The organism is Corynebacterium choanae (assembly GCF_003813965.1).
GTDB lineage: Bacteria > Actinomycetota > Actinomycetes > Mycobacteriales > Mycobacteriaceae > Corynebacterium > Corynebacterium choanae.
The window spans coordinates 979,809-1,002,941 of the sequence record NZ_CP033896.1 but is presented as its reverse complement, the minus strand read 5'-3'; the positions used below and the strand labels follow the sequence as shown (position 1 = coordinate 1,002,941).

The window sequence follows — 23,133 nt, the reverse complement described above, 5'->3', positions numbered from 1 at the left end:
GAGCATGCCTCCAAGCAGATGGAAACGTTGCTTACGCGTTCTTGTTGCGCTGCTTTTCACGGGAACGGGCACGTCCACGTTCAGTGGCAGACAAGATCACTTTGCGTACCCGGATCACATCTGGGGTGACTTCCACACACTCGTCAGCGCCACAGAACTCCATGGCTTCTTCCAACGAAAGCACCTTTGCCTTCGCCAAGGTCACCGTGGCATCGGCCGTTGCCGAGCGCATGTTGGTGAGTTTCTTTTCCCGGGTGATGTTGATGTCCATGTCTTCATCGCGGTTGTTCGCACCAACCACCATGCCTTCATAGGCCTGGAAACCAGGTTCCACGAAGAAGGAACCACGATCAGCAAGCTGCTGCAAGGCGTAGGCAGTGATTTGGCCGGTACGGTCAGCAACCAACGAGCCGGTCGCCCGATCCTTGATCTCCCCGGCCCACAGGTCGTAGCCATCGGAATAATGGTTGGCGATACCAGTGCCGCGGGTCTCCGTCATAAAGGTGGTCCGGAAACCGATCAACCCGCGGGCAGGAACCCGGTATTCCATTCGCACCCAGTCGGTGCCGGTGTTGTCCATGCTCAGCATCCGTCCCTGCCGGGCAGCCATCAGCTGGGTGACAGCACCCTGATGCTCCGCTGGGATGTCGATCACCATGTGCTCGAAAGGCTCATGCACTTTCCCGTCGATAGTTTTCGTCACCACCTGTGGCTTACCCACAGTGAGCTCGAAACCTTCCCGACGCATGGTTTCCACCAACACCGACAGCGCCATCTCGCCGCGGCCTTGCACCTCCCACGCATCAGGGCGTTCGGTGGGCAACACCTTAATCGAGACGTTACCGATCAGTTCCTGATCCAGACGTGCCTTGACCAGGCGGGCAGTAAGTTTCTTGCCACCACCGCGACCGGCCATCGGGGAAGTATTCACCCCAATGGTCATGGCGATCGCCGGCTCGTCGACGGTGATTCGCGGCAGTGGCCGAGGATCGTTGACATCTGCCAACGTGTCGCCAATCATCACTTCGTCAATACCGCTGATAGCCGCAATATCGCCGGCGATGACTTCCTGTGCTGGTTGCCGATCAACCCCGACCGTGCGCAGCAATTCCGCAATCTTGACATTTTTTATATGCTGATTGCCATCTTCGTCGTAGTGAATCCAAGCAACCTGCTGACCCTTTTTCAAGGTGCCAGCATGGACCCGCACCAGGCCGATACGTCCCAGGAAGGACGACGAGTCCAAGTTGGTGACATGTGCCTGCAGCGGCGCGTCGAGTTCCACGGAAGGCTCCGGCAGCACATCGTAGAGCACATCAAAGAGTGCCTGCAGATCTTCCGCCGCCGGCACATTGCCATTGCCGGGATTTTCCGTCGACGCTTTCCCTTCCCGGCCGGAGGCGTATAGCACCGGCAGATCAAGGAGGTTTTCAGCAGCAGCGGCTGCTTCTTCATCCTCCAGCGTGGAGGCTAGCTCGAGCAGCAGATCATGGGATTCATCAACCACTTCCTCAATGCGGGCATCGGGACGGTCAGTCTTGTTGACCACAATGATCACCGGCATTTTCGCAGCCAGTGCCTTGCCCAGCACGAAACGGGTCTGCGGAAGGGGACCTTCGGAAGCATCAACGAGCAGCACGACCCCGTCAACCATCGACAAGGCACGTTCCACCTCACCACCGAAGTCAGCGTGACCCGGGGTGTCGATGACGTTGATCACCAAATCGCGGCCATCTTTGCCGGCACCTTTGCGGTGAATGGCGGTGTTCTTCGCCAGGATGGTGATGCCTTTTTCCTTTTCCAAATCACCAGAGTCCATGACGCGGTCGACCAGTTCCGCATGGTCATCAAACGCCCCTGACTGGCGCAGCATAGCGTCAACAAGGGTGGTTTTGCCATGGTCAACGTGGGCGACAATCGCGACGTTACGAAATTCAGGATGAGTCACAGTGCTTTCACAACTCCTGGTGAAAAGATAAAGAAATACGAACGAAAACCGTAGGCCCACCGCCAGCTTCGCCTGGTCTTGCAGGCAACTGACCTTTTAGCAAACTTCCGGATATATAACGACGCACGCTGACACCTGATGGTGTTTACAGCGAACTTCCAGTTCAATGCCCGCCAACTCGTCAAAGCGGCGGGATACCCGGGTTCGCGTGAGATGATCAGCTTGCGCCTTGGAAACCCGATGCAACGATCAACAGTCTGCCAACAAGGGTGAAACAGGTGCGAAGCCATACCGTGGTGGCAAGACGCAGCCAAAGTAATCCGGTCTTTGTTTTGCCAGGTGGCGGTATTTTAGGCAACGGAATTGCCCTGCAACAGGGTGCAGGGTGGGTGGATCCACCGGCTAAGCGTACCCCTATCGTGCCGCTGACGACGATTTCACCCCCAATATCCGCAGCTAGCTGTACCAGTGCAACCTGCCGCATGAGTCCACAAGTGCGCAACGAACGCACCTCTCGACACCAGATGCGCAGCCCTGATGACAAGCACTATCCCCTGGGGGTCACCTCAACTCGATACAGCTCCTCCGCCGCATCTCGGCGGTGTACCGATCAGTGTGAACGGCTAAGCGAATTTTGTGGCGCGGCACCGGTATTTTTGCCATCTTGGGCACGGTTTTTCCCCATGCCCGCGGCACCTACTTCAGCCAACGTAAACCACACCCGCAGCAGCATCGCACCCATCCCGCGGGCGGGTTGAGACATGCCTCCATATCACCCATATCGTCTGTGCGTTCCCTACCGAGTTTGTCCGCCGTGGTTGCAGCGAGGCCTATTCAGTACTCGCCGCACAGCATGTTGTGCCCTCTTGTTGTCCTGCGCGGGCAACCCTTTGACGGAACACCCCCAAATCCACAGCTCGTGCCGGGAAAACGAACCATTTTTACCAGATTACCGATCCCCCGCCGAGGAAGGCCTCTACCGCGAATATCGCCCGCCTAGCTGACCGGAGGGAAGTGGCTGCTCAGCCGGGGCACCCAAGCTCGCTGCTCCGAGGCACGCTGCGGTCACTATGCGATTGTTCGCCTATGAAGATGCGGATGCCCTTTCCCAATCTTGGACCTAGCACCAGTCCCCCCCACTAGTGCAGCACACTCCAAAGTTACGAAAGTTACGTAAGTGTTATTAGAGAAATTTGTTTTCTTCTGAGGTTCAGACGCACTATTGTGTCAGATGTGGCAGTTTCTGCCACGGTCTCCCAGCCCGGCACGGTGCTCAACGGTAGCGATGCGACGAGTACTGACTGTTGTTCTTGACGAGTTGTAGTAGCTCCACCGGCAACAGCTGCTGGGTAACACACCAGGCAGTGCTGCAGATATACCCGCAGGCATTCCACCCATGACACACCCAGTGTTGTTCCGCGCACATTGACCGCTGTTGCAGATATCGCAAAGCACCGGCAATTAGCCAGGATCAACACTTCGCCACACCATCCGGCAGGCGCAGATGTTCATGATGATGGGATGCTGCTGACAGCTATCAACAGCACAGCCGCACTACAGCGTGTGCAGTCAATTTGGCGCAAAGGAACAACGTGCAACGACGACGAGTGATCACCGCAATCCTGGCGGCAACAGCGGCATTCACCGCTTCGTTCGGCCCGGTAGCAGCCGCCCCACAGCCGGCTGCTGCCACCTCCAGCGAACTATTTCCGGCCCTATCCTCAGTGGTTGCCCCATTAGCTGGTCAACCACTGCTAGATCCACTTGGTCGCCCCACGCCGGAAGTATTGGCACAAATCCGTGCCGCCGCCGCACTACCAGGAGTGCCACAGTCCACTCGTACCAAACTCCTGGCAGCTGCTGACTTCTTTGCCGGAACCGGTGAAGGCGGTCCACCACTGCCAGAAAACGCTCCACAATTCACCCAATTTGGCTGGCCCACTGCAGCTGATCGGTGCATCGGTGGGGAATTAACCAGCATTGGTACCGCTATTGCGGTTCCAGGACCTGCCTCACTTCCCCTTCCCGGAGTAGCACCGGGGCATACCGCATTTGTGTTTACCGCCTTGGGAACCGCCGCCGCAGCCACCGATCAAACCGGTGGCATGCGGGTGCATTGGATCAATCTCAACACCGGCAAGATCGGCTCAACACCGCTGCGCAACACCGGCGTGAATCCGCAAGGTCCGGCCACTGTTGTGGCCGATGCCGCCACCGGATCAGGCCGGGTCATTGCAATCGTTGATGGACCGGTGATCACCCAAGACGGCCAGCAAACCACCCGCTGCCACTACTTCCCCAGCATAGGCATGGTGACCGTTCCATAACTTCATCCCAACCGTCCAGATAGCAAAACCCACAGCGCTGCACCTAGCAACCTTGTGTAACAAATTCGTAACCATCCCGATACGAAAGGTGTATCTCGCAGGCAACCAAAACTGTGCACCTCCTGTACGGCGTTGCTAACGCAAACAATGCTGGCAACTCGTTGCCACTCTCTCGTGAGATCACCGCCCGACGAAACCCTCCAGAGAAAGAAGTCCCGATGACTGATCTGCATCCAGTCAAAGAAGAAACCTTTCACCCTATCGACGGCACCAATGTCGATCCCAAGGGTTACCGGCGTCTCGTCGATGTATTCAAAACCACCGACTTTGGGCTTTATATGGCGCGCAAAGCAACCCACCCAAAGTTTGGTTACCTCGAATCCTGGCTCCTTCCTGCACTCGGGATTCGCGCCAATATTTTCCACTTCCGCGACGGTGTCGAGGTATCCCAAGACTTCTACTTTGATGTGGTAGACATCACCAACGAAGACGGGGTGTGGAAAACCCGCGACCTCTACGTTGATCTGGTCTCTACCACCGGGCAGCCCATTGAAGTACTCGACATCGATGAGCTTTCCGCCGCCACCTCTGCCGGGTATATCAGCGCTGAAGATGCAGAACATGCGATCGAAACCACCCTGGCAGCTGTCGAAGGCATCACCCGCCACGGGGACGATGCAATGAAATGGTTAGCGACCCGCGGAGTTGCCCTCGAATGGGCTGATCCCGATTCACTCGACTTTGCCGAAGTCGGCGTCTAACCCGCCCTTTATTTCTCTGCCCACCCCGGGTCTCACATTCCCCAGCGGGAAATGGTGTATCAATCCTGCGACCAAGCAATAACTCCTGGTTCGGCCGATCAATCACCACCAGGAAGCAGGCAGCCAACGCTGCTGCCTACAACGTGTCGTCTCCCCATCCACCCTTGCGCAAGACTGTTCACCGGCAGCTGCACCCCTGCGGCGGCAGCTTTGTGTGTGCACACTGGTCAACTACCCCTGTACCAGGCATTGCAGATAATTGGCGCAGCTGATTATAGCTGTCGAGGCACACATAATGCCGGTGGTAAACACCGCCGACGTGGGATCGTCCCACTGGAGCTACGCCCTCACCACACCGATACAGGCGGTGAAAGAACCACCGCAGACAAATATCTGTCGATAACAAGGCAAGCATTTTGTCGATACCAGAAATGGTTGCTGTCATCGCCGTAGGCAAGGTGCTGTATTCACCTTGGTGCTGCAGGACACGCCGAGGGGAATTGCTACAGCGCACTGACCAAGTGGCTCGTTTGGGCTTTCTCCAGTACGCTCACAGGTTACTTTCCCCCTCAATCATCACACCATTTGCTAGTACGAGGAGCCCAACCAGTGTCTTCATCCCAGCTTGATCACAGCCCAGTGATCGACGATGAGATCTCAGAAGCGACAGCTAATCAAATCAATGAAGGAATTACCCGCCTCTCCCGGTCACCACTCGTGCTTGCAATCACGGGCATTATGGGTTCCCTCGAGATCGGTATTGGTTTGCTCGCGGAGTTTTCCGTCTATGAAGCCACCGGCAGCAAAATGCTTGGCTCGCTCGCCTTCGCCATCGGTTTGATCATTATTTTTCTTGCCCACTCTGAGCTGTTTACCGAAGGCTTCCTCGTTCCTGTTTCTGCGGTGGTTGCCGGTAAGAAGTCGATTTGGTCTCTGCTGAAGTTCTGGTCGATGACGTTTATCGGCAACATTATTGGCGCCGCGATCATTATGTGGCTGCTGGCGATCGGCTATCCAAATATGCACAACTATCTCATGGAGAAAGCGCTCCACTATGCAGAGATGCCACTCGACGGTGAGCATTTTGTGCGGGCAGCACTCGGCGGAATGATCCTCACCTTGGTCACCCGGATGCATCAACATTCCGAAGAAACCATGCCAAAGGTGCTTGCCAGTGCAGTCGGCGGCTTCTTGCTGTCAGCCACCGGTATTATCCACTCCATTTTGGATACCCTGTTTATCTTCGGCGGCTTGATGGTGGATGCACCAGGGATCACCCTCGGCGCCTGGGCAGCATTTGTGTGGTGGGTGGCGTTAGCGAACCTGGTCGGCGGGCTGCTGCTGGTCAGTTCCTTCCGGTTTATCCGTTTTAAATCGCTCCAGCGCTCCCAGTCGATTCGCCATCGCGACTCCGCGGATGGCGCGAAGGTGGAATCTGAAACCGCCGATCAGTTGTAACAAGGCCGCATCTTCTACCCCCACCACACCACAAGCAGTGCCGAAACCAGCGGCTGAAGATCATCACCGATAAGTCGGGGCGCTGACCAGGACAGCGACTTTCCAACACCACTGCAGGTGTCCTTGTTGGCCGCATCGGTCTCCTGGCGGTTGGTGACTGCTGCCCCACCGCGCAAACATGAGATCAAATGTTCAACACCCTTCGCGATGCACACCGCTAACACCGGCTGGCGATGTGTCCTACCAGGGGTGCCGGGAAAGACGGCAAGCATCGGGCGGCTGCGGACTACAGGCACAGTGTCGATACTTTGGATTTACTTGCTGAACAAATACTGGAAAGTCCCTGGGTGTTCGCAATTGCTGTGACTGGTGAGGTAGATTGGACAACAGTTCATCACCCCGCTGATGGTCATCATTTCCACCGATGAGCAATATGTGCAACGGTAGGGTGCAGCCCTACCTTGATTCTTTCACGGTGACATCCCAGCAGCCGTGGGGTGAGCTTTTGTCCCTTCCCCTTATTGTGTTCAAGAAAGCCCCGTGACCTTGAAGCTTTCCTCTTCCCGCATAGTCCGATCCGCTGCAGCACTGCTCACAGCGGGGACGTTGGCAATGTCCACGCCAACTGCAGACGCGTTAATCAACGCCTATGATGCACCGTTTACCGCCACTTCCGCATCTTCGGCGCGCACACAGATCGGGGACATGGCATGTACCGCCACTTTGATCTCCCCGACCACGCTGCTTACTGCGAAACATTGCATCGGCCATGGGCGATATTCCCGTATCTCGATTGGGCGTGAGCATGATGGGGAATTGCGCTATGCCCGTGATGTGATTCTGCATCCGTCGGCTGATCTTGCCCTAGTGCGACTCAACGAGCCCTCCAGCCGTCCCCCGGTGCCGGTTTCCGGGCTGCATCTTGGCTCCGGTATGCGCGGCGACATTGTGGGCTGGGGTGTCAGTGGTAATAATCCGCTGCTGCCCGTCCAAGCATCCACCGTGTCGGTGCAGCGTCGCGTGTTCCATGTTCCTTCCCCGGAACCCGATCTCATCCTGATTGAAACGTTTATGGATCGGGGCCGGATTCAGCGCGGTGACTCGGGCGGTCCGCTGTTTGTCGGCGGCGGTCTTGCCGGTGTGTTGTCGATGTCGAATGCCGGTGCGGGTAACTCGGTGGAAGGCACCATCGGCTGGTACACCCCTGTCGCGGAGCATCTTGACTGGATTCGCCGGAACTCGGATGCAGTGGTGTGGGCGGAACAAGGCGCCCCATCGCCGTTGATCGACAATAATGTCTCCCCCACCTATGCCCCACCGCCACCGGCTCCAACGCTCGGGGATATGGTGCGCGGCTTCTTCCCGCAATTGCCATATTTCCCAATCCCAGGGTTGTCGAGCTAATTCGTACACCTGCCGGATTACAACGTGAGGCGGCGAACCTAGTGTGCAACCGCCAACACAGCACCCTTGCGCCTGATCGCTGTCATTGTGTGACACCAGGCCGGGGTGCTGCTTGCTATGCACCCAATCATGTGTACTACCCCTCAACTAGGGTGGGGTGACCCGTGGTAGCTTCCACGGTGCACATGGCATTGCTGGAAAACTCGCCCGGCGATTTCAGTGACCCCCTACACTATGGTGCACTGTCACCGCGTGATCGCCACTGCCACTTGTGAGTGGTGCTGTGGTGGCCGCGTCGTTGGTGAAACGTATATTACTTTGGCCGCAACAGGTTTGGTGAGCTTGGCTACCAGCGGCAACGAAGGGGAAACTACCGTGTCGACGAGAACTGCACGACTCGACGAACTGCCAGTTACTAAAGCACATGCAAAAATTGTGGTGACCTCCGGGCTGGGCTGGGCAATGGACGCCATGGACATTGGCCTGATGAGTTTTATCATGGCCGCCCTGATCGCCCATTGGGGATTAAGCCCTACTGAAACTTCGTGGCTGGCTGCTATCGGTTTTGTGGGGATGGCCATTGGGGCTTCTCTTGGTGGGTTACTTGCCGACAAATACGGTCGGCGCACTATTTTCGCGGCCACCCTGCTGGTTTACGGGATCGCCACTGGCGCATCGGCTGCCGCCGGTGGTCTTGCAGTCCTTATTGTGCTGCGTTTTATTGTGGGTCTTGGGCTTGGCGCTGAGTTGCCGGTGGCGTCTACCTATGTGTCCGAATTTGCCCCGCTACGCTTCCGCGGCCGCATGGTAGTTCTGCTCGAAGCGTTTTGGGCTCTCGGCTGGATTGCGGCCGCACTCATTGGACGCTTTGTGGTGGGCACCTTCGACTCCGGCTGGCGGTGGGCTTTTGTCATCGGCTGTATCCCGGCAGTATATGCCGTAGTGGTGCGCCGCACCCTCCCGGAGTCGGTTCGTTTCTTAGAAACCACCGGCAACCATGCGGCCGCGGAGGGAGTTGTTCGCCAACTGGAGAAATCCCCACCCTTGTCGCGCATCAGCAGTCAGCCGAAAACCACTATTGCGGTGGACACCGACAGCACTGTGGCCGGTGCGGCTTCCATTTTTGCCCCGGCTTTACGCCGCCGCACCATAGCGCTGTGGACCGTGTGGCTTTGTCTCAACTTTGCCTACTATGGTGCCTTTTTGTGGCTGCCAGCGCTGCTGCACGCGGACGGGTTTACCTTAGTGAAGTCGTTTAGCTTCACCCTGATTATGACCTTCGCGCAGCTTCCTGGCTACGCTCTTGCGGCGTTTGCGATTGAACGGTGGGGGCGGCGGCCAACCCTTGCCGCAATGCTTATCGGATCGGCGATCGCCGCCGGACTGTTCGCCCTATCCAGCGCCGACTGGCAGATTATCGCCGCGGGTTCGCTGCTGTCACTGTGTAATCTTGGCGCCTGGGGTGCACTCTACGCGATTGGGCCAGAGTTGTATCCCACCCATTTACGATCCACCGGAACCGGTCAAGCCGCTGCTGTGGGGCGCATCGCCTCAATTATTGCACCACTGGCAGTGCCGCTCATCCCCCGCGGTGGGCTGTTTGTCGTGTTCGCCGCCGCCTTTGTGATTGCCAGTGTGGCTGCGCTACTGCTTCCTGAACAGCGCGGAAAAACCATCGCCTAACAGCCAGCACTGCAAACACTCAGGCAGACCGCTTGAAACAGCTAAGCTGTGGCATCAGCGCTACTGCACACACCAGTGCCACTGCAGCAACACCAGTGCCACTGCCCAACCAGGTATCACCGACAAGTCAACGTAATAATCACTGCAGGCAATACCTCCGCAGCGGGTGTCTTCCTGCCACTGCGATGACACGGCAAGCGACAACTACACCATCGGGCGGATACACCCCGGTGTCCTCGGCAGGCTCTACGGCGCCAAACGTTGGTTCCATGGATCGGCATACCCTTTGCTGCCGAGGGCTGGGTTGGCGAACCGGCTGGCAGGCGTGAAACCATCACCGTCGTGATGACCTCATCCACCGGCTGCCGAGTTTGAGCTACAGGAACGAAGAATACGTTCCGCTCGCTATGCGCCAAGGAACCGGAAGGAGCCGGTGAAAACAGCAACCAGGATCGCACCGGTGGACATGGCCGCACACAACCCGATTAGCCGCCAATCCCGCCAAGTCAGGGTGGCTTGCCGACCCCAGGTGCGCTGCGGATACGCCCCAAAGCCACGAGCTTCCATCGCTGTTGCAAGTTTCCCACCGCGACGCAACGCAATCACCAACAGTGCAAACAGCATGGTGAAAAATTTGGCAATCTTGTTATTCTCCCCGAGGCCGCGTGCCCGCCGGGAGCGTGCTAACCCCTGCCAATCTTTAGCAAAAAGGCTGGCCAACCGGAACCCGGCAACCGCCCCTAGAACAAACCGGGCAGGAAGTTTCCAGCATTGCGCTAACCCGTCCCCCAGCTCGGTGGGGTTAATATCCCGAATAAGCAACACTGCTGGCAGCGCCACCGCCAAAATACGCAAACTAATCGCTAATGCAAGCTGCAGCGAATTGTCGGTGATATGAATCCACCCCCAGGTGAAATAGGCGTGCCCTTCCGGTTTGCCATACAGTGCCATAGAGATCGCCGAAAACGGGATCGCAACCAACACCGGCCAAGACTGTTGCAGAAGTCGCCGCAATGAATACCGGCACACCAGTGCCAATAGCACCACATTGAGCACCCCAACAGCCGCCGAAACCACATCCACTGAGAGAAACAATGGGGTCGTCACCACGGCTAACGCCGCAATACGGCTGACTGGCTGCACCACATTGAGCCATGATCCGGGCGGATTCGGTGCCCCTAGTTGCGCCCGATCAAGCCCCGCCACATCGCGATCAAGCAGCAGCATGCGCTGCTTGGCCGGTAACGCAAACGGCGGTATTGCCGCAGCAAAGCTGTGCTCATCGTGATTGTCACTCACTGGTTTTCCTTCCACCCGAACCATGGTTTCTTTGTCTGCACCCCAGCAAGCGTGCCCCGCAGCAGCCCCTGAATCTCGGCTTCTCTTTGGCAGGTCATGATTGTTGCCCCGACCGGTCAGGAAGATGGACATGATGCTGCCCCAACCGGTCAACATACTGTTCATCGTGGGTAATCGACACTACCGTGCACCCTGTGGCCACGAGCTGTTCAATAAGCTGCACTAGTTCGTAAAAGGTGGTGCGATCTTGACCGAACGTTGGCTCATCTAAAAACAGCACTGCCGGGGTGTTGACCAGCGCAGAAGCCACCGAAAGGCGACGTTTCTGTCCGCCGGAGAGGGTAAACGGGTTTGCCTTGGCTAAATGGTCAAGCCGCAACCCGGTCAACAAGGTGTTTACCCGATGCTGTTCCTGCTCGGTTAAAGAAACACTGCGATACCGGCCGGTGATCCGGTCTAGCAGCGACCGGGTGCTGCGACCAATAATTTTCGCCGACAAGGCGAGTTCGTCAGCCACAGTGCGTGCCATAAACTGCTGCTCAGGATCCTGAAACACATAACCAACCCGGCGGGCAAGGGTGGCCGAATCCCACGTGTGCGGCGCACGGTGGGAATCATCAGCGATCGCCGAGTGATATTCCACCCGCCCGGCAAGTGGTGGCAGCAGCCCCGCCAAGGTGAGCATCAGCGTCGTTTTTCCGCTGCCATTGTTCCCGGTGATCACGGTCGATTGCCCGGCCGGGATCAACAGATTATGCGGCATCCCGATTGGTGTATCACTATCCCAACCCACCAACAGATCATCGGTGCGGATCGCCCACTGATCAACAGCAACACCAGCATCAATTGCAGCATCGCCCTGGGGAGCGCCACCCCGGTGAACGGGCTGGGCGGGCTGTTGCACACTTGCCGGCGGTGGCGTATCGGCGGTGCAGTGATCAGGGTTGACCATCGCCTGCGGCAGCCACACTCCAGCAGCTAGTAACGCCGCCCCATAGCGGTGAAAGATTTCCTCCGGCGGGCCTTGCACAACCGGGCAGGGCGGTGCCGGTCTTCCTTGGTTAGCAGTGTCATCCAAGCCAACCACCACCACCTGGTCGATAACATCAATCCATGTATCCACTCGATGCTCAACAACGATCAATGTGGCACCAGTTGCAGCAATTGCATGTTCCACGGCTGCTTTGATCTCGACGACACCGGCCGGATCCACATTGGCGGTGGGTTCATCAAGCAAAATTACCTGTGCCCCCATCGCTAACACCCCAGCCAGGGCTAGGCGCTGTTTTTGCCCCCCAGAGAGCTTCGCCGTGGGATGATCAAGCGGCAAATCCAACCCGACCACATCCAGCGCCCACCGGGCACGCTGCCACATGTGTTCGCGGGGCACCTGCAGATTCTCTAATCCGAAGATGACATCATCACCCACCCGGTGGGCAATCACCTGCGAATCGGGATCCTGCAGCACCATGCCGACACGACCTTTTTCGACCCGCGGATCGACACCTTCGATCAGCACCTCCCCCCGCAATTCGCCGGCATCGTCATCACCGACAAGGCCCGCTAAAGCAGCAAGCAGGGTCGATTTCCCGGCACCGCTTGCCCCAAGGAGCATCACCCGACTGCCTGCCGCAATATCCAGATTCACCCCCGCAAAGGTAGGGTCTTTCCTGCTGGCATGCCGAAAATACAAGTCGCGGGCAACAATACTGGCACCGCCAGTGGCGTGGGTTTGATGCAACATCGGATCCTTACAAAATGTCAGCAGCAGACGAGAACGAACAGGGAAACAGCCTCCATCCCGCCGCGCAGAACAAGTGTGCAGCCGGCCGAAAGCCGAACCTTGTTGAAAAAAACAACAACACAATCACCCGGAACAGCAACCCATACACACCGAGGCCCACCGAACCACTAGCATCACATTGTTCACTATGGATCGGTAAGCGTTGGTGGCAGGGGGCGAATCCACCGCGTAACTACCGGGCAACACTTGCTTTGCGCCGCCAACAACTACAGGCACCCGGCAAGTGGAACCCACAGCCATAAGGTGCCCTCAGCAGTTCCCCGGCGCGCCCGCCAGTGTGGGGCGAATGCTCGCCGAATAGCAGAAGTCATGGCAATCGTGGCAATTGGTGCGATATCAGCGGTGGGAAATGGTGGGATTTCAGCGGTGAGCAGGCGATGATCTGACTGACCGCGGCAAGGGGGCTGTTTAGTGCGGCGCAAGCTGCTCGGGTGGTTGCGTTGCACCTAGTACAGGCTGCAATATGCAATCTTGCAACGATGGTCACTGCTCTAGGCGCATTTCGCCATTATCCGAAGCGGCTTTTCACGTGGCGCCCATCTGCGATTCGTGCTGCACGTTACTGCTATTTGTGTGGCAGCTTCAGCGCTTTTCTCACGTCACCAGCGGAAGAATTGCGCCGCATCCGGCAACACCCCACTGGGTCGATATAGCACAAGGTGGTTGCCAACCAGCGCCGATGAGGCTCAACCGGCTGCCAGGTTAGACTCGCACCGTGTTATCGCGGCCAGCACGCACCCGGTCGAGTGCACCAGCGGCAACCAATGCCCGGGTAATAAAGAAGGTGAGCACACCGGCAATCAGCAGGCCGCTAATCAGGTTGCACACCAGATAGGTGACGTTGAACTGCACGGTTTTCGCAGCGTTACCCATAAAGAACTCGAGGGTCCAAGCCCCCAAGCCGGCACCAGCACCGGCTAGTGCTGCCACTGCCAACCCAAAGCGGCGATACAGGAACGCCAAGATGATGAGTTCGGCACCAATGCCTTGGGCAATCCCCGAGTATAGGGTGGCAATACCCCAGTTGTTACCAAGACCTGCGGAAACACTTGCGGCGACGACTTCACAGTAGATCGCTGCCCCTGGTTTGCGGATTGCTAACGCGCCGAGCACAGCAGCAAAGAGCCACGGCCCGGTGGCCAGCCCACCGAGTCCTGGGGTGATGGCGTTGAATGCTTCATACCAGGCATATCCAGGACCGTTATAAACCCAGAAAATCAGTCCTGCGGCGATACCGAGCACGGTAGCGATGAGAATATCGGCAACAGTCCAGCGTAATGCTGGAGTACGGGAAACAGTTGGCGTTGCCGCGGATGATGATGAATAGGTGGGTGTAGACATGGGTGGTGAGACTCTCTCCCTCTCGCCGGTATTACCCGGATCAGGTGGTTACGGTCACTGCGACTCATCGGTGATATTGCGCTTGTGCTGCTTCCCCGCCACACGATGCAACCGTTGCTGGGCAACGCTGCAAAGAGGTGCTGCAGGTGAGCAGGTTTGCTGCAATGTGGTGATGCCACTGCAGTGTCTCAGCCTGGTGGTAACCGCGATGATGTGTTCACGCTTGCAGTCCTAAGATGTATGCCCCGCATTGACGCTGCTGGTCGGCGGGGAATCCAAGGATTGGCGAAGCTGCACTGCGGTTAAGCTCCAAGCTCCCGTGGGACAGTTGAACTATACATCAAACCTTTGCAGCATTTGGGAGGTTTTCCTCCTCACATTCGCACGCTGCTGCCCTTTTTTGGGTCTGCTCCCTCGGTGGTGTGCTCCCTACCGCGCCAGGCACCGCCGTCGACAATTATCAGAGTCATGCTGCTGCATCCCTTGGTTTATGGTGTTGCAGCTGCAGCCAACTCGGCATCGAAGTACACCACGTACGCGTCCGTTTTGTCAGGTTGATGGCTCACCCAACACGTGGGCTGTGGTGTCTCGCTGTCTGCCGCACCGGAGGAGATCCCAAGTGCCAGCGGTCTGCTTCCCACCTTTTTCATTCGGCTGTTGTTCTTTGTCCTGGGCAATCCGCTAGCAATCCGGGGGTGGTAATCGGTGTCGCGTTCTCCACCCCAATACAAGTCTCACCCGCAGATAGGTCAAAAAACACAGCAAAACCGCATCCCAGGCTGACCATGGGATGCGGTTTTGAAAGGTTATGCTAGTTTGCCGCGGGAACAGTCGCGATGGCTGCTAAACGCTGGAGTCAGCTGACCACAAATCAATACCCAAACCAGGAACCGAGTTAATCAGGTTGGCGGTGTATTCCTGTTGTGGATGATCAAACAGCTCAGCAGTTGTGCCGCGTTCAACCAGTTTGCCCTGCTGCATAACAATGACCTCGTCGGCGGTTTGCCGCACCACCGCTAAATCATGGGTGATAAACAGATACGACAGGTCAAGTTCGTCCTGAAGCTCGGCTAGGAGCTGCAGGATCTGATGCTGCACCAGCACATCCAACGCGCTGACCGCCTCGTCGAGGACTAACACTTCCGGGTTGAGCGCCAACGCCCGGGCGATAGCGATGCGCTGCCGCTGTCCGCCGGAAAGCTCATTGGGATAGCGACGCATCGCCGAGCGGGGCATCGCCACCATATCGAGCAGTTCAGCAACCCGGGTCTGCCGGGATTTTTTGTTGCCAATCCGGTGCACCGCTAATGGTTCTTCGATACAGCGATAGATCGAATACATCGGATCGAGGGAACCATACGGGTTTTGGAAAACAACCTGCAGGTTGCGTCGCATCGCGAAGAGTTCTTCCCGGCCAAGGGTCGTTAAATCGGTGCCCTTGTAGAAAATGTTGCCGCTGGTGGGTTCCAACAGGTTGAGCACCATATTGGCGACAGTGGACTTCCCCGACCCGGATTCGCCAACCAGCGCCAAGGTGGTGCCTTGCACCAGTGAAAACGACACATCGTCGACGGCGGTGACCTGCGATTTGGCGCCTTTCGCCCCACGAATGGGGAACTGTTTGGTTAAATGCTCGACCCGAATCACATCCTCACGGCTGTCCAGCCCGTCATGGTGGGTGAACACATCCTCGGTGGTTTTCCCCTCCCGCAGGGCTGTGGTGATCCGGGCACTTGCCAGCGATGGCGCAGCCTGCACGAGTCGTTTCGTGTATGGATGCTGCGGGTCGCGAAGAATCTCCAGGGAAGGACCAGATTCGACGATGCGGCCGCGGTGCATGACAATGAGATGTTCGGCGCGTTCCGCAGCCAACCCCAGATCGTGGGTGATAAACAGCACTGCAGTGCCCAGCTCCTTGGTGAGATCACCAAGATGATCAAGGATCTGTTTTTGCACGGTCACATCAAGGGCACTGGTCGGCTCGTCGGCGATGAGCAGCGATGGTTTCGCAGCCAATCCCATGGCGATCAATGCCCGCTGGCGCATACCGCCGGAAAACTCGTGCGGATACTGTTTCGCCCGCCGCTTGGCATCGGGAAGACCCGCATGGCCAAGCAGTTCAGCAACTGCCGCATCGGTATTGCCGCTGGTGTCAATATTGTTGGCACGTAAGGATTCTGCGATCTGGGTGCCGATACGCCACACCGGGTTGAGGTTACTCATCGGGTCTTGCGGCACGAGACCGATTTCAGCACCCCGCAATTTCACCATGGTGCGTTCATCGGCACCGGCGATCTCTTGGCCCTGGAACTTGATCGACCCGGAGGTGACCTTCCCGGTACCAGGCAAGAGTCCGATCAACGCCATTGCAGTGGTGGATTTCCCGGAACCGGATTCGCCAACAATAGCCACCGACTGGCCAGGATAGATGGTGAGGTTGACGTCGCGGACAGCATGCACCGTCCCCGTCGAGGAGGTGAATTCCACATTAACGTCGCGCATGACAACCAGTGGTTCCTGCGCTGTGGGGGATCCTGTTGGTGATGCCGCAGCGGGCTGTGTTGTCGGCGCGTCGATCCCGGTTGGTTGTGTTGGATTCTCGCTCATGACCGGCTCCTTGCTTTCGGATCGAGGGCGTCACGCACCACATCACCCATCATGATGAATGACAGCACGGTTAATGCCAGGGCGAATGCCGGATAAAACAGCACCATGGGTTGGGTGCGCAGAGAAGCCTGCGCCTTAGCAATATCCCCACCCCACGACACGATTGTTGGCGGTAACCCAATGCCTAAGAAGCTCAGCGTTGCTTCCGCCACAATAAACGTCCCCAGAGCCACCGTGGCGTACACAATGATGGGGGCTGCCGCATTCGGCAGAATATGAGACACCAGCATCCGCCAATTCGAGGCGCCGACTGCTTTCGCGGCAGTGACATATTCTTCGTTTTTCACCGCTAACACTGCACCGCGGGTGATGCGGGCAATAGAGGTCCAGCCGAAAATACCAAGCACCACCACCACGGTGAGCGTATTGCGGTGTTCTTTAAACATTTGCATGACCACGATTGCGGCCAGCACCAGCGGGATGGCGAAGAAAATATCAGTAAACCGGGAACCGATCGCGTCGATCCAGCCGCCGAAAAATCCTGACAGTGCACCGATAATCGCGCCAATCAGCGTGGCCAATGCGGTTGCTAACACACCAACCGTGACCGAGGCACGTGCACCGAAAATCACGCGGGCGTAAATATCGCAGCCTTGCCGATCAAAGCCGAATGGATGCCCGGCACGTGGCGGTTCCAAAGAATCTTGCAGCTGGCAAAAATTCGGGTCTGTGGAGGTGAACAATCCTGGCACGACTGCAAGCAGAACGGCTAACACAATCATCGCCCCGGCCACCCAAAATAGTGGGCGACGGCGTAGCGTGCGCCACGCCTCGCCCCACACCCCTACTGGTGCGGACTCGTCAGCGACAGCATCAACAGCACCAAGTCCTGTTTCGTCGGTGTCGGCAACCATGCGCTGCTGACCGGGCAGGATTGGCAGGCGAGAAGGGTTCTGCGGCGGAGTGTGTCCGGCAGGAAGTGAGTTAGACATAGCGAATCCTCGGGTCGAGCACGGCATACAGCAAGTCAACGAGCAGGTTGGCGACGATATAGACGATCACCAGCACGGTAGTAAACGACACCACGGTCGCCGGTTCACCTTTGATAATGGCCTGATACATGGTGCCGCCAACGCCGTTGATCCCGAAGATCCCTTCGGTGACAATCGCCCCGGTCATCAGACCTCCCAAGTCGGCACCTAAAAACGTAGTGACTGGGATCAGCGAATTACGCAACACATGTCGGGTCATCACCGACATCCCGGAAAGGCCTTTGGCGCGGGCGGTGCGCACATAGTCGGCGGAAAGGTTTTCACTCACCGACTGGCGGGTCAGCCGCAGCACATAGGCAAACGACACCGCCCCCAACACGATCGCTGGCATGAGCAGTTTTTGGAAGGTTTCATGAGGCCCGACTGTCGCCGGCAGCAGCTGCCATTTCAGCCCCACAAAATATTGGAACACGAAACCGATCACAAAACTGGGCACAGCAATCACAAACAGTGACACCAGCAGCACGGTGGAGTCGAAGATACCGCCCCGGCGAATACCTGCGATCACCCCGAAGATCACCCCGAATACGGCTTCGAAAATCAGCGCCATTACCGCGAGTTTCACGGTGACGGGAAAGGCGGCTGCCATCACATCGCGAACCGGCTGATGGGAGAAGGTGGTGCCAAAGTCAAGGGTGGCAATCCCCTTTAGATACAGGAGATATTGGACAAGGAATGGTTTATCCAGATTGTATTGTTCACGGATCTTTGCGGCAGCAGCCTCAGTGAGGCCCCGGTCGCCGCCGAGAGCCTGCACCGGATCGCCGGGCATTAAAAACACGAGGGCGTAAATCAGCAGGGTGGCGCCGAAGAACACAGGGATCATCTGCAGCACCCGTCGCCCAACATAGCGCAACATGGTTGTCTCGTTTCCTGATAGTGCCAAGGTTCACCAACCGCAACCCGCCGCCAGCCTGTGCGCATCACGCGAAACAGAATGGTCACCACCGTTTTGGTTGTCACAACAGCGTGCAATGCAGCAACCACAGGTGACCCCGTGCTACCCAGGTGCAAGAGGAGGTCCAAGCGCGGCGCAATAGTTCGCTGCCAGATGCTGGTCTATGCAGTAGTGTCCCTGTCTGTTTGTGCATGCCGGCCGGGCACGAGTGCGAAAACTGCGAGTTTTTCACCGCGCTCACATCTTCGATAGCGACGCTGCAAAAAGGGCAATCAACCCCAAAACAGGCAAAGCAAATACCGCCAAACCTCGATCGTGCAAGCGCGAAAAACCCCACACAGCAGGTCAACTGCTGCCCGTGGCAACAATCGCCCAGCCACTGAAAGGTTCCCCTGGTTGTTTGTGGATATTGCTGTCTAAGTCACCGAACTATTGGTTGGCACAGCAGGCGGGGAGTAGCCCTGACCCCCTTTTCTAAAAGGACGTTGTACTCAGGACTACTCCCCCATGTGCTGCTGCCGCCCCGGCAGGGTGTGCCTCTCGTGCAGGGACACCTGTGCCCCACCGCTTGTCCACCACTGGTATCGGGTGGTGCAGCGGGGCGAGGAAAAGCTACTTAACGGTGTGTGCGATCAAGCGAGCTACCACCATGCCGGGGTCACTTGCCGCAGTATTACGGCGTTGCTGAACTTGGCGTGTTCGGCGTTACTTTTTCACTTCGTTGTACAGCGGCTTGGAATCCCAACCGAACTTCACGTTGGAAACCTGGTCGCTATACCCACCGGTGACGTTGGAATACCACAATGGGATAGCTGGCAGATCAACGAGCAGGATTTCTTGTGCCTCGTTGTACAGCTTAGGTGCGGCTGCTGGATCAGCCGATGCTGCTTCGGTGAGCTTGGCATCGAATGCCGGGTTGGAGTAGTCACCATCGTTGGAACCTGCACCGGTGCCGTACAGTGGCCCTAAGAAGTTCGCCAGCGATGGATAATCTGCTTGCCAACCGGTACGGAACCCACCCTTGATGCTGCGGGAGGTGACATCGTCACGCAGCGACTTAAAGTCAGGATATGGCTGGCCGTGCGCATCAATACCGAGGGTGTTCTTAATGTCGTTGGTTACCGCATCGACCCAACCCTGGTGGCCACCGTCTGCGTTGTAGGCGATGGTGAAGTCACCTTCCCACTGGCTGATTGCATCAGCTTTCGCCCATAATTCCTTGGCTTTTTCAGGATTGTATTCCAGCACATCTGCGCCGTTGAGCGAATCCGAGTGGCCGTCAATCACTGGCGAGGTGAAGTCGGTCGCTGGGCTGCGGGTACCTTCGAAGATCTTGTCGCAGATCAGTTCGCGGTTGATCGCCATCGACAGCGCTTGGCGCCGCAGGTTGCCCTCCTCCCCAGCGAAGTGTTCGTTGCGGTCAGGAATGGTAAATGACTGGAACACCGCCGATGGCTGGTTGACTGCCCGGTCACCGAGTTCATCGGTGAAGGTGGCCATAGCCGAATCCGGAATCGCATCCAAAATGTCAAGGTTGCCTGATTGCAAGGCAGTGTAGGCCGCATCCGGGGTGGCATAGAACACAAACTCTACGCCGTTGTTTTCTACACTCCGCGGACCGGTGTACTCAGGGTTCGGGGTGACGGTGAGCGACTTGTTGTGCTCCCAATTCGCCACCTGATACATGCCGTTGCCGACCGGGTTTTGTCCGAAGGCGTCCATGTCGTCAAAGGCGACCTTTGGCAGCGGATAGAACGCCGAGTAGCCAAGCCGCAGCGGGAAGTCAGCCTCTGGCTGCTTGAGCGTGACCTTAAAGGTGAGATCGTCAACCTTCTCTAGGCCGCTGAGCTTTTGGCCGCCATCTTCGGTGTAGCCTTCAATCGGCTCGAAGAAGTAGATCGACAGCAGCGCGTTTTCTACTGCATAGTTCCAGGCGTCGATAAACGAGTCGGCGTTGACTGGGGTGCCGTCGGCAAACTTCATGCCATCTTTGATTTTGATGGTGTAAACCTTGTTGCCTTCGCTTGGCTCAATCGACTCGGCCATCTCGTTGTGCACGGCACCGTCAGCGTCATAGGAGACGAGGCCGGCAAATACTAGGTCGATGATTCTGCCGCCGGATGCTTCGTTGGTGTTTTGCGGAAGGAGCGGGTTTTGTGGCTCCCCACCCCAGGCGGTCACAATGTCGCCAGATGCTGCGGTGGTGCTGCCCTCGCTGGCGGAGTCAGTAGACGAGTCCGAGCTGCAAGCAGCCATGCTCACCATGAGGGTTGCCGCACTCACTGCGATGAGGGACTTCTTTAAGGTGTTCTTCATCGTGTTGGATCCTTACTCTATCGACGCAAGGCACGTAGCGTCGCAGCACTGCCTGTATGCAGCATGCGTGTGGTGACCCCGGGTCGATAGTTGTTGTTTTCTCACACTTCACCGATCCGCAGATGCAGATTGCCGGTTGTTGAGCATGAGCATAACGGTTCATAAAGGCAAACTTAAGCGACATTAGCCTAGATTAATATCACCATTTCAGGCAATAGTTGCTCACAAACCTGTGACCAGCAGCATTATTGGTATCCCCATTACGTCACAACCCAAAACTGTTACCGTTCCGTAATAAAATTTGACACATTCCGCACTGCCAACGGCACAAAATGTGGCGCCAAACACACCCGTTGGGAGGCTTCGATCTTCCCCACATCGCTTGAATCTCCCCCAGTGCATACGGCACACCCCACCAGGGAGCCGGCATAACTCCCCCGCATATCGGCGCTCACACTGTTATCAACCAGTCAAAAGATGCGAGCCACACGCTCCCTCCTGTGGTGGGTAGTGGCGGCTTGCTTATCGCTGTGCCAGCTCACTTATCTAGCACCTCAACAAACAGAACGACGGTAGTGACTAGCCCAGCACGCGCGGCGTCCCACCTGGTGAATCATCATTTGCAGGTCGTGCAGCCAACACTTGGGCAACCGCCGGAAACACCACATCGCGAGACAGCGGCGCAAGCGATGCATCCTGGGCAGTCAGAGGGAAATAGCGAAGCTCGGCGATCTCTGCCGCAGGATGCACTGTGTCAGGATCCACAGGCTCGTTGAGCAAAAACAGGTGACAGTGCACCTCGCGGCCTTGTTCATTAGCCGCCGGGGCGGTAAACACGCCCACTGCTTCCAATGCGGCCACCCCCGCCGTCGGCTGGAATCCGGTCTCCTCCGCAACTTCCCGTACCGCTGCCGCGATCGGCGCTTCACCCGGTTCGATCTTGCCCCCGGGAAGAAGAAAGAAATCTGTCCCCGATTTTCGAACCTGCAGCATATGCCCGTCTGCTTGTCGCAGCATCGCTACCGCAGCCACCACAATTGGCGGTGTAGAACCAGCCCCTGCAACATCGGTGTTCACCGCCCGACTGCCGACAGTCTGACCAGCATCATTTTCATCCGCTCGCCAGTGACCTACTCCAGCATGGCCGGTGTCCACCTGGTGATGGTTCTTGACTGCTACTGGTGCGTTGTTTTCTGCGTGCTCAACGTTGTCTGGATCCACATCCCCAGTGTAGGCATTTAGGGTGTTGTGGCCGATCCACCAGCCTACCTAAGGTGCACCGGCTGCCCACCGTCCTCACCTCCTTAGGCAAAGATGATTAGGCTTAGCCACTATGCGGATCTTGTCGAACTCTTCCCGGAAGCTGCGCACTACCGCGACCATCGTCGCTACCACTGTTTTGCTGCTCGCCGGCTGCAGCAGTGATCCTTCCCCAGCGCGTCTTGCTGCAAGTCCCCCGCCCACAGCCACACTCAACACTGCTGTAGCTGAAACATCCCCGCCAACGACTGTCCCACAGACAGCCAATAATCAACCAGATACCACGACGGCGCAGCCGGACAGTTACCCAACCCCACCGGCTACCCAACAGTCAAACCAGGAAAAATCCAGGGCAGTACGCGGCAACCCAAATACCCCGGGGGCTTGCAGCGCTGGCAATATTCGCCCAACCATCAGTTCCACCTCCCACACAGCTGGCGGACTCATCGTCACCATTGTGATGCGCAATACCGGCCCTAGTTGTGCCATGTACGGCTATCCTGGGGTGTCATTTGTCGACCACCTCGGCACCCAAATCGGCCAAGCCGCCGCCCGTGAGCAAGGATCCCCGCGCCAACAGGTACCACTGCCCACCGGGGCGGAAGCCACATTTTCCTTGCGGATCTCTAATGCGCTCATCACCGATCCTGCGGTGTGCCAACCCAACGATCAGGTGCAATTCCTCAAGGTGTATCCGCCCGGCGCCTTTGATGCCTTCACCATCCCCTACATCGCAGCGGGATGTGATAATCCGGCGGTAAATCTCATGCAGACGACAGCAGTCACCCCACGGTAAACCGGGCACTATCTCCCTGTCAGCAGACTCAGGAGCAATCCACAGGCCCGGTGTTGATAGCCGGTTTTACTGCCCGGAACTGTCCTGCCACCGGTGCACAGTACTATCCGCACTAGGCGACAAACCCCGGCAGGGATCTTTACGCTGAGGCTAGCAATCAACTGGGATAGCAGCAGCTT

At 57.4% G+C, this 23,133-nt stretch carries 17 protein-coding genes; 6 read left to right on the top strand and 11 right to left on the bottom strand.

Annotated elements, in window-relative coordinates; translation table 11 throughout:
* Positions 1 to 31: 31 nt before the first annotated feature.
* Together typA and CCHOA_RS10625 are read right to left on the bottom strand one after the other, a co-directional pair.
* A complete protein-coding gene (typA, locus tag CCHOA_RS03685) occupies positions 32 to 1,948 on the bottom strand; it encodes a translational GTPase TypA (protein ID WP_123927002.1) in 1,917 nt (638 codons plus the stop codon).
* A 610-nt stretch (positions 1,949 to 2,558) separates the two neighbouring features.
* A complete protein-coding gene (locus tag CCHOA_RS10625; protein ID WP_164472375.1) occupies positions 2,559 to 2,711 on the bottom strand; it encodes a hypothetical protein in 153 nt (50 codons plus the stop codon).
* 829 nt (positions 2,712 to 3,540) lie between these two features.
* Between CCHOA_RS10625 and CCHOA_RS03680 the strand changes: the two genes are divergently transcribed.
* The 3 genes from CCHOA_RS03680 (at position 3,541) to CCHOA_RS03670 (ending at position 6,494) form a co-directional block, all read left to right on the top strand.
* A complete protein-coding gene (locus CCHOA_RS03680) occupies positions 3,541 to 4,275 on the top strand; it encodes an Rv1157c family protein (RefSeq protein ID WP_245992192.1) in 735 nt (244 codons plus the stop codon).
* 218 nt (positions 4,276 to 4,493) lie between these two features.
* Positions 4,494 to 5,036, top strand: a complete 543-nt coding sequence (locus CCHOA_RS03675) for a ribonuclease FAU-1 family protein (RefSeq protein WP_123930763.1) — start codon at positions 4,494 to 4,496, stop codon at positions 5,034 to 5,036.
* A 609-nt stretch (positions 5,037 to 5,645) separates the two neighbouring features.
* Complete coding sequence (locus CCHOA_RS03670; RefSeq protein ID WP_164472374.1) at positions 5,646 to 6,494, top strand: formate/nitrite transporter family protein; 849 nt, start codon at positions 5,646 to 5,648, stop codon at positions 6,492 to 6,494.
* 14 nt (positions 6,495 to 6,508) lie between these two features.
* Here CCHOA_RS03670 and CCHOA_RS03665 read toward each other — a convergent pair whose 3' ends face one another.
* On the bottom strand, positions 6,509 to 6,790 hold the full coding sequence (locus CCHOA_RS03665) for a hypothetical protein (RefSeq protein ID WP_123926998.1): 282 nt from the start codon (positions 6,788 to 6,790) through the stop codon (positions 6,509 to 6,511).
* A 244-nt stretch (positions 6,791 to 7,034) separates the two neighbouring features.
* Between CCHOA_RS03665 and CCHOA_RS03660 the strand changes: the two genes are divergently transcribed.
* Positions 7,035 to 7,898, top strand: a complete 864-nt coding sequence (locus tag CCHOA_RS03660) for a trypsin-like serine protease (RefSeq protein ID WP_123926996.1) — start codon at positions 7,035 to 7,037, stop codon at positions 7,896 to 7,898.
* Positions 7,899 to 8,273: 375 nt separating this feature from the next.
* A complete protein-coding gene (locus CCHOA_RS03655; RefSeq protein ID WP_245992237.1) occupies positions 8,274 to 9,581 on the top strand; it encodes an MFS transporter in 1,308 nt (435 codons plus the stop codon).
* A gap of 405 nt (positions 9,582 to 9,986) precedes the next feature.
* Here the strand turns inward: CCHOA_RS03655 and CCHOA_RS03650 are convergent, their stop codons facing one another.
* The 8 genes from CCHOA_RS03650 to CCHOA_RS03615 all read right to left on the bottom strand — a co-directional run bounded on the left by CCHOA_RS03650 (position 9,987) and on the right by CCHOA_RS03615 (position 22,119).
* The gene (locus tag CCHOA_RS03650; RefSeq protein ID WP_245992191.1) at positions 9,987 to 10,880 is read right to left on the bottom strand and encodes an energy-coupling factor transporter transmembrane component T family protein; all 894 of its coding nucleotides are present in this window, start codon (positions 10,878 to 10,880) and stop codon (positions 9,987 to 9,989) included.
* Between the two features lie 94 nt (positions 10,881 to 10,974).
* Positions 10,975 to 12,624, bottom strand: a complete 1,650-nt coding sequence (locus tag CCHOA_RS03645; protein ID WP_123926992.1) for an ABC transporter ATP-binding protein — start codon at positions 12,622 to 12,624, stop codon at positions 10,975 to 10,977.
* Between the two features lie 762 nt (positions 12,625 to 13,386).
* Positions 13,387 to 14,025, bottom strand: coding sequence for an ECF transporter S component (locus tag CCHOA_RS03640; RefSeq protein WP_123926990.1), 639 nt, complete (start codon positions 14,023 to 14,025; stop codon positions 13,387 to 13,389).
* A gap of 843 nt (positions 14,026 to 14,868) precedes the next feature.
* On the bottom strand, positions 14,869 to 16,527 hold the full coding sequence (locus CCHOA_RS03635; protein ID WP_245992236.1) for a dipeptide ABC transporter ATP-binding protein: 1,659 nt from the start codon (positions 16,525 to 16,527) through the stop codon (positions 14,869 to 14,871).
* A gap of 101 nt (positions 16,528 to 16,628) precedes the next feature.
* Positions 16,629 to 17,546, bottom strand: a complete 918-nt coding sequence (locus tag CCHOA_RS03630) for an ABC transporter permease (protein WP_245992234.1) — start codon at positions 17,544 to 17,546, stop codon at positions 16,629 to 16,631.
* A gap of 70 nt (positions 17,547 to 17,616) precedes the next feature.
* Complete coding sequence (locus tag CCHOA_RS03625) at positions 17,617 to 18,543, bottom strand: ABC transporter permease (protein WP_123926984.1); 927 nt, start codon at positions 18,541 to 18,543, stop codon at positions 17,617 to 17,619.
* A 744-nt stretch (positions 18,544 to 19,287) separates the two neighbouring features.
* Positions 19,288 to 20,898 (bottom strand): peptide ABC transporter substrate-binding protein, encoded by a 1,611-nt coding sequence (locus CCHOA_RS03620; RefSeq protein ID WP_123926982.1) that lies wholly within the window; start codon positions 20,896 to 20,898, stop codon positions 19,288 to 19,290.
* A gap of 579 nt (positions 20,899 to 21,477) precedes the next feature.
* Positions 21,478 to 22,119 carry an NUDIX hydrolase gene (locus tag CCHOA_RS03615; protein WP_245992190.1) on the bottom strand — a complete coding sequence of 214 codons (642 nt, stop codon included), beginning with the start codon at positions 22,117 to 22,119 and terminating at the stop codon, positions 21,478 to 21,480.
* Positions 22,120 to 22,231: 112 nt separating this feature from the next.
* On the opposite strand from CCHOA_RS03615, the gene CCHOA_RS03610 reads away from it, so the two are divergent.
* Positions 22,232 to 22,954 carry a DUF4232 domain-containing protein gene (locus CCHOA_RS03610; RefSeq protein ID WP_123926980.1) on the top strand — a complete coding sequence of 241 codons (723 nt, stop codon included), beginning with the start codon at positions 22,232 to 22,234 and terminating at the stop codon, positions 22,952 to 22,954.
* The last annotated feature ends 179 nt before the right edge of the window (positions 22,955 to 23,133 follow it).

Coding starts and splice junctions, on each gene's coding strand:
- CCHOA_RS10625 (WP_164472375.1), bottom strand. CDS start 2,711: ATGTCTCAACCCGCCCGCGGGATGGGTGCGATGCTGCTGCGGGTGTGG.
- CCHOA_RS03675 (WP_123930763.1), top strand. CDS start 4,494: ATGACTGATCTGCATCCAGTCAAAGAAGAAACCTTTCACCCTATCGAC.
- CCHOA_RS03645 (WP_123926992.1), bottom strand. CDS start 12,624: ATGTTGCATCAAACCCACGCCACTGGCGGTGCCAGTATTGTTGCCCGC.
- CCHOA_RS03640 (WP_123926990.1), bottom strand. CDS start 14,025: ATGTCTACACCCACCTATTCATCATCATCCGCGGCAACGCCAACTGTT.
- CCHOA_RS03635 (WP_245992236.1), bottom strand. CDS start 16,527: ATGCGCGACGTTAATGTGGAATTCACCTCCTCGACGGGGACGGTGCAT.
- CCHOA_RS03630 (WP_245992234.1), bottom strand. CDS start 17,546: ATGGTTGCCGACACCGACGAAACAGGACTTGGTGCTGTTGATGCTGTC.
- CCHOA_RS03625 (WP_123926984.1), bottom strand. CDS start 18,543: ATGTTGCGCTATGTTGGGCGACGGGTGCTGCAGATGATCCCTGTGTTC.
- CCHOA_RS03620 (WP_123926982.1), bottom strand. CDS start 20,898: ATGAAGAACACCTTAAAGAAGTCCCTCATCGCAGTGAGTGCGGCAACC.
- CCHOA_RS03610 (WP_123926980.1), top strand. CDS start 22,232: ATGCGGATCTTGTCGAACTCTTCCCGGAAGCTGCGCACTACCGCGACC.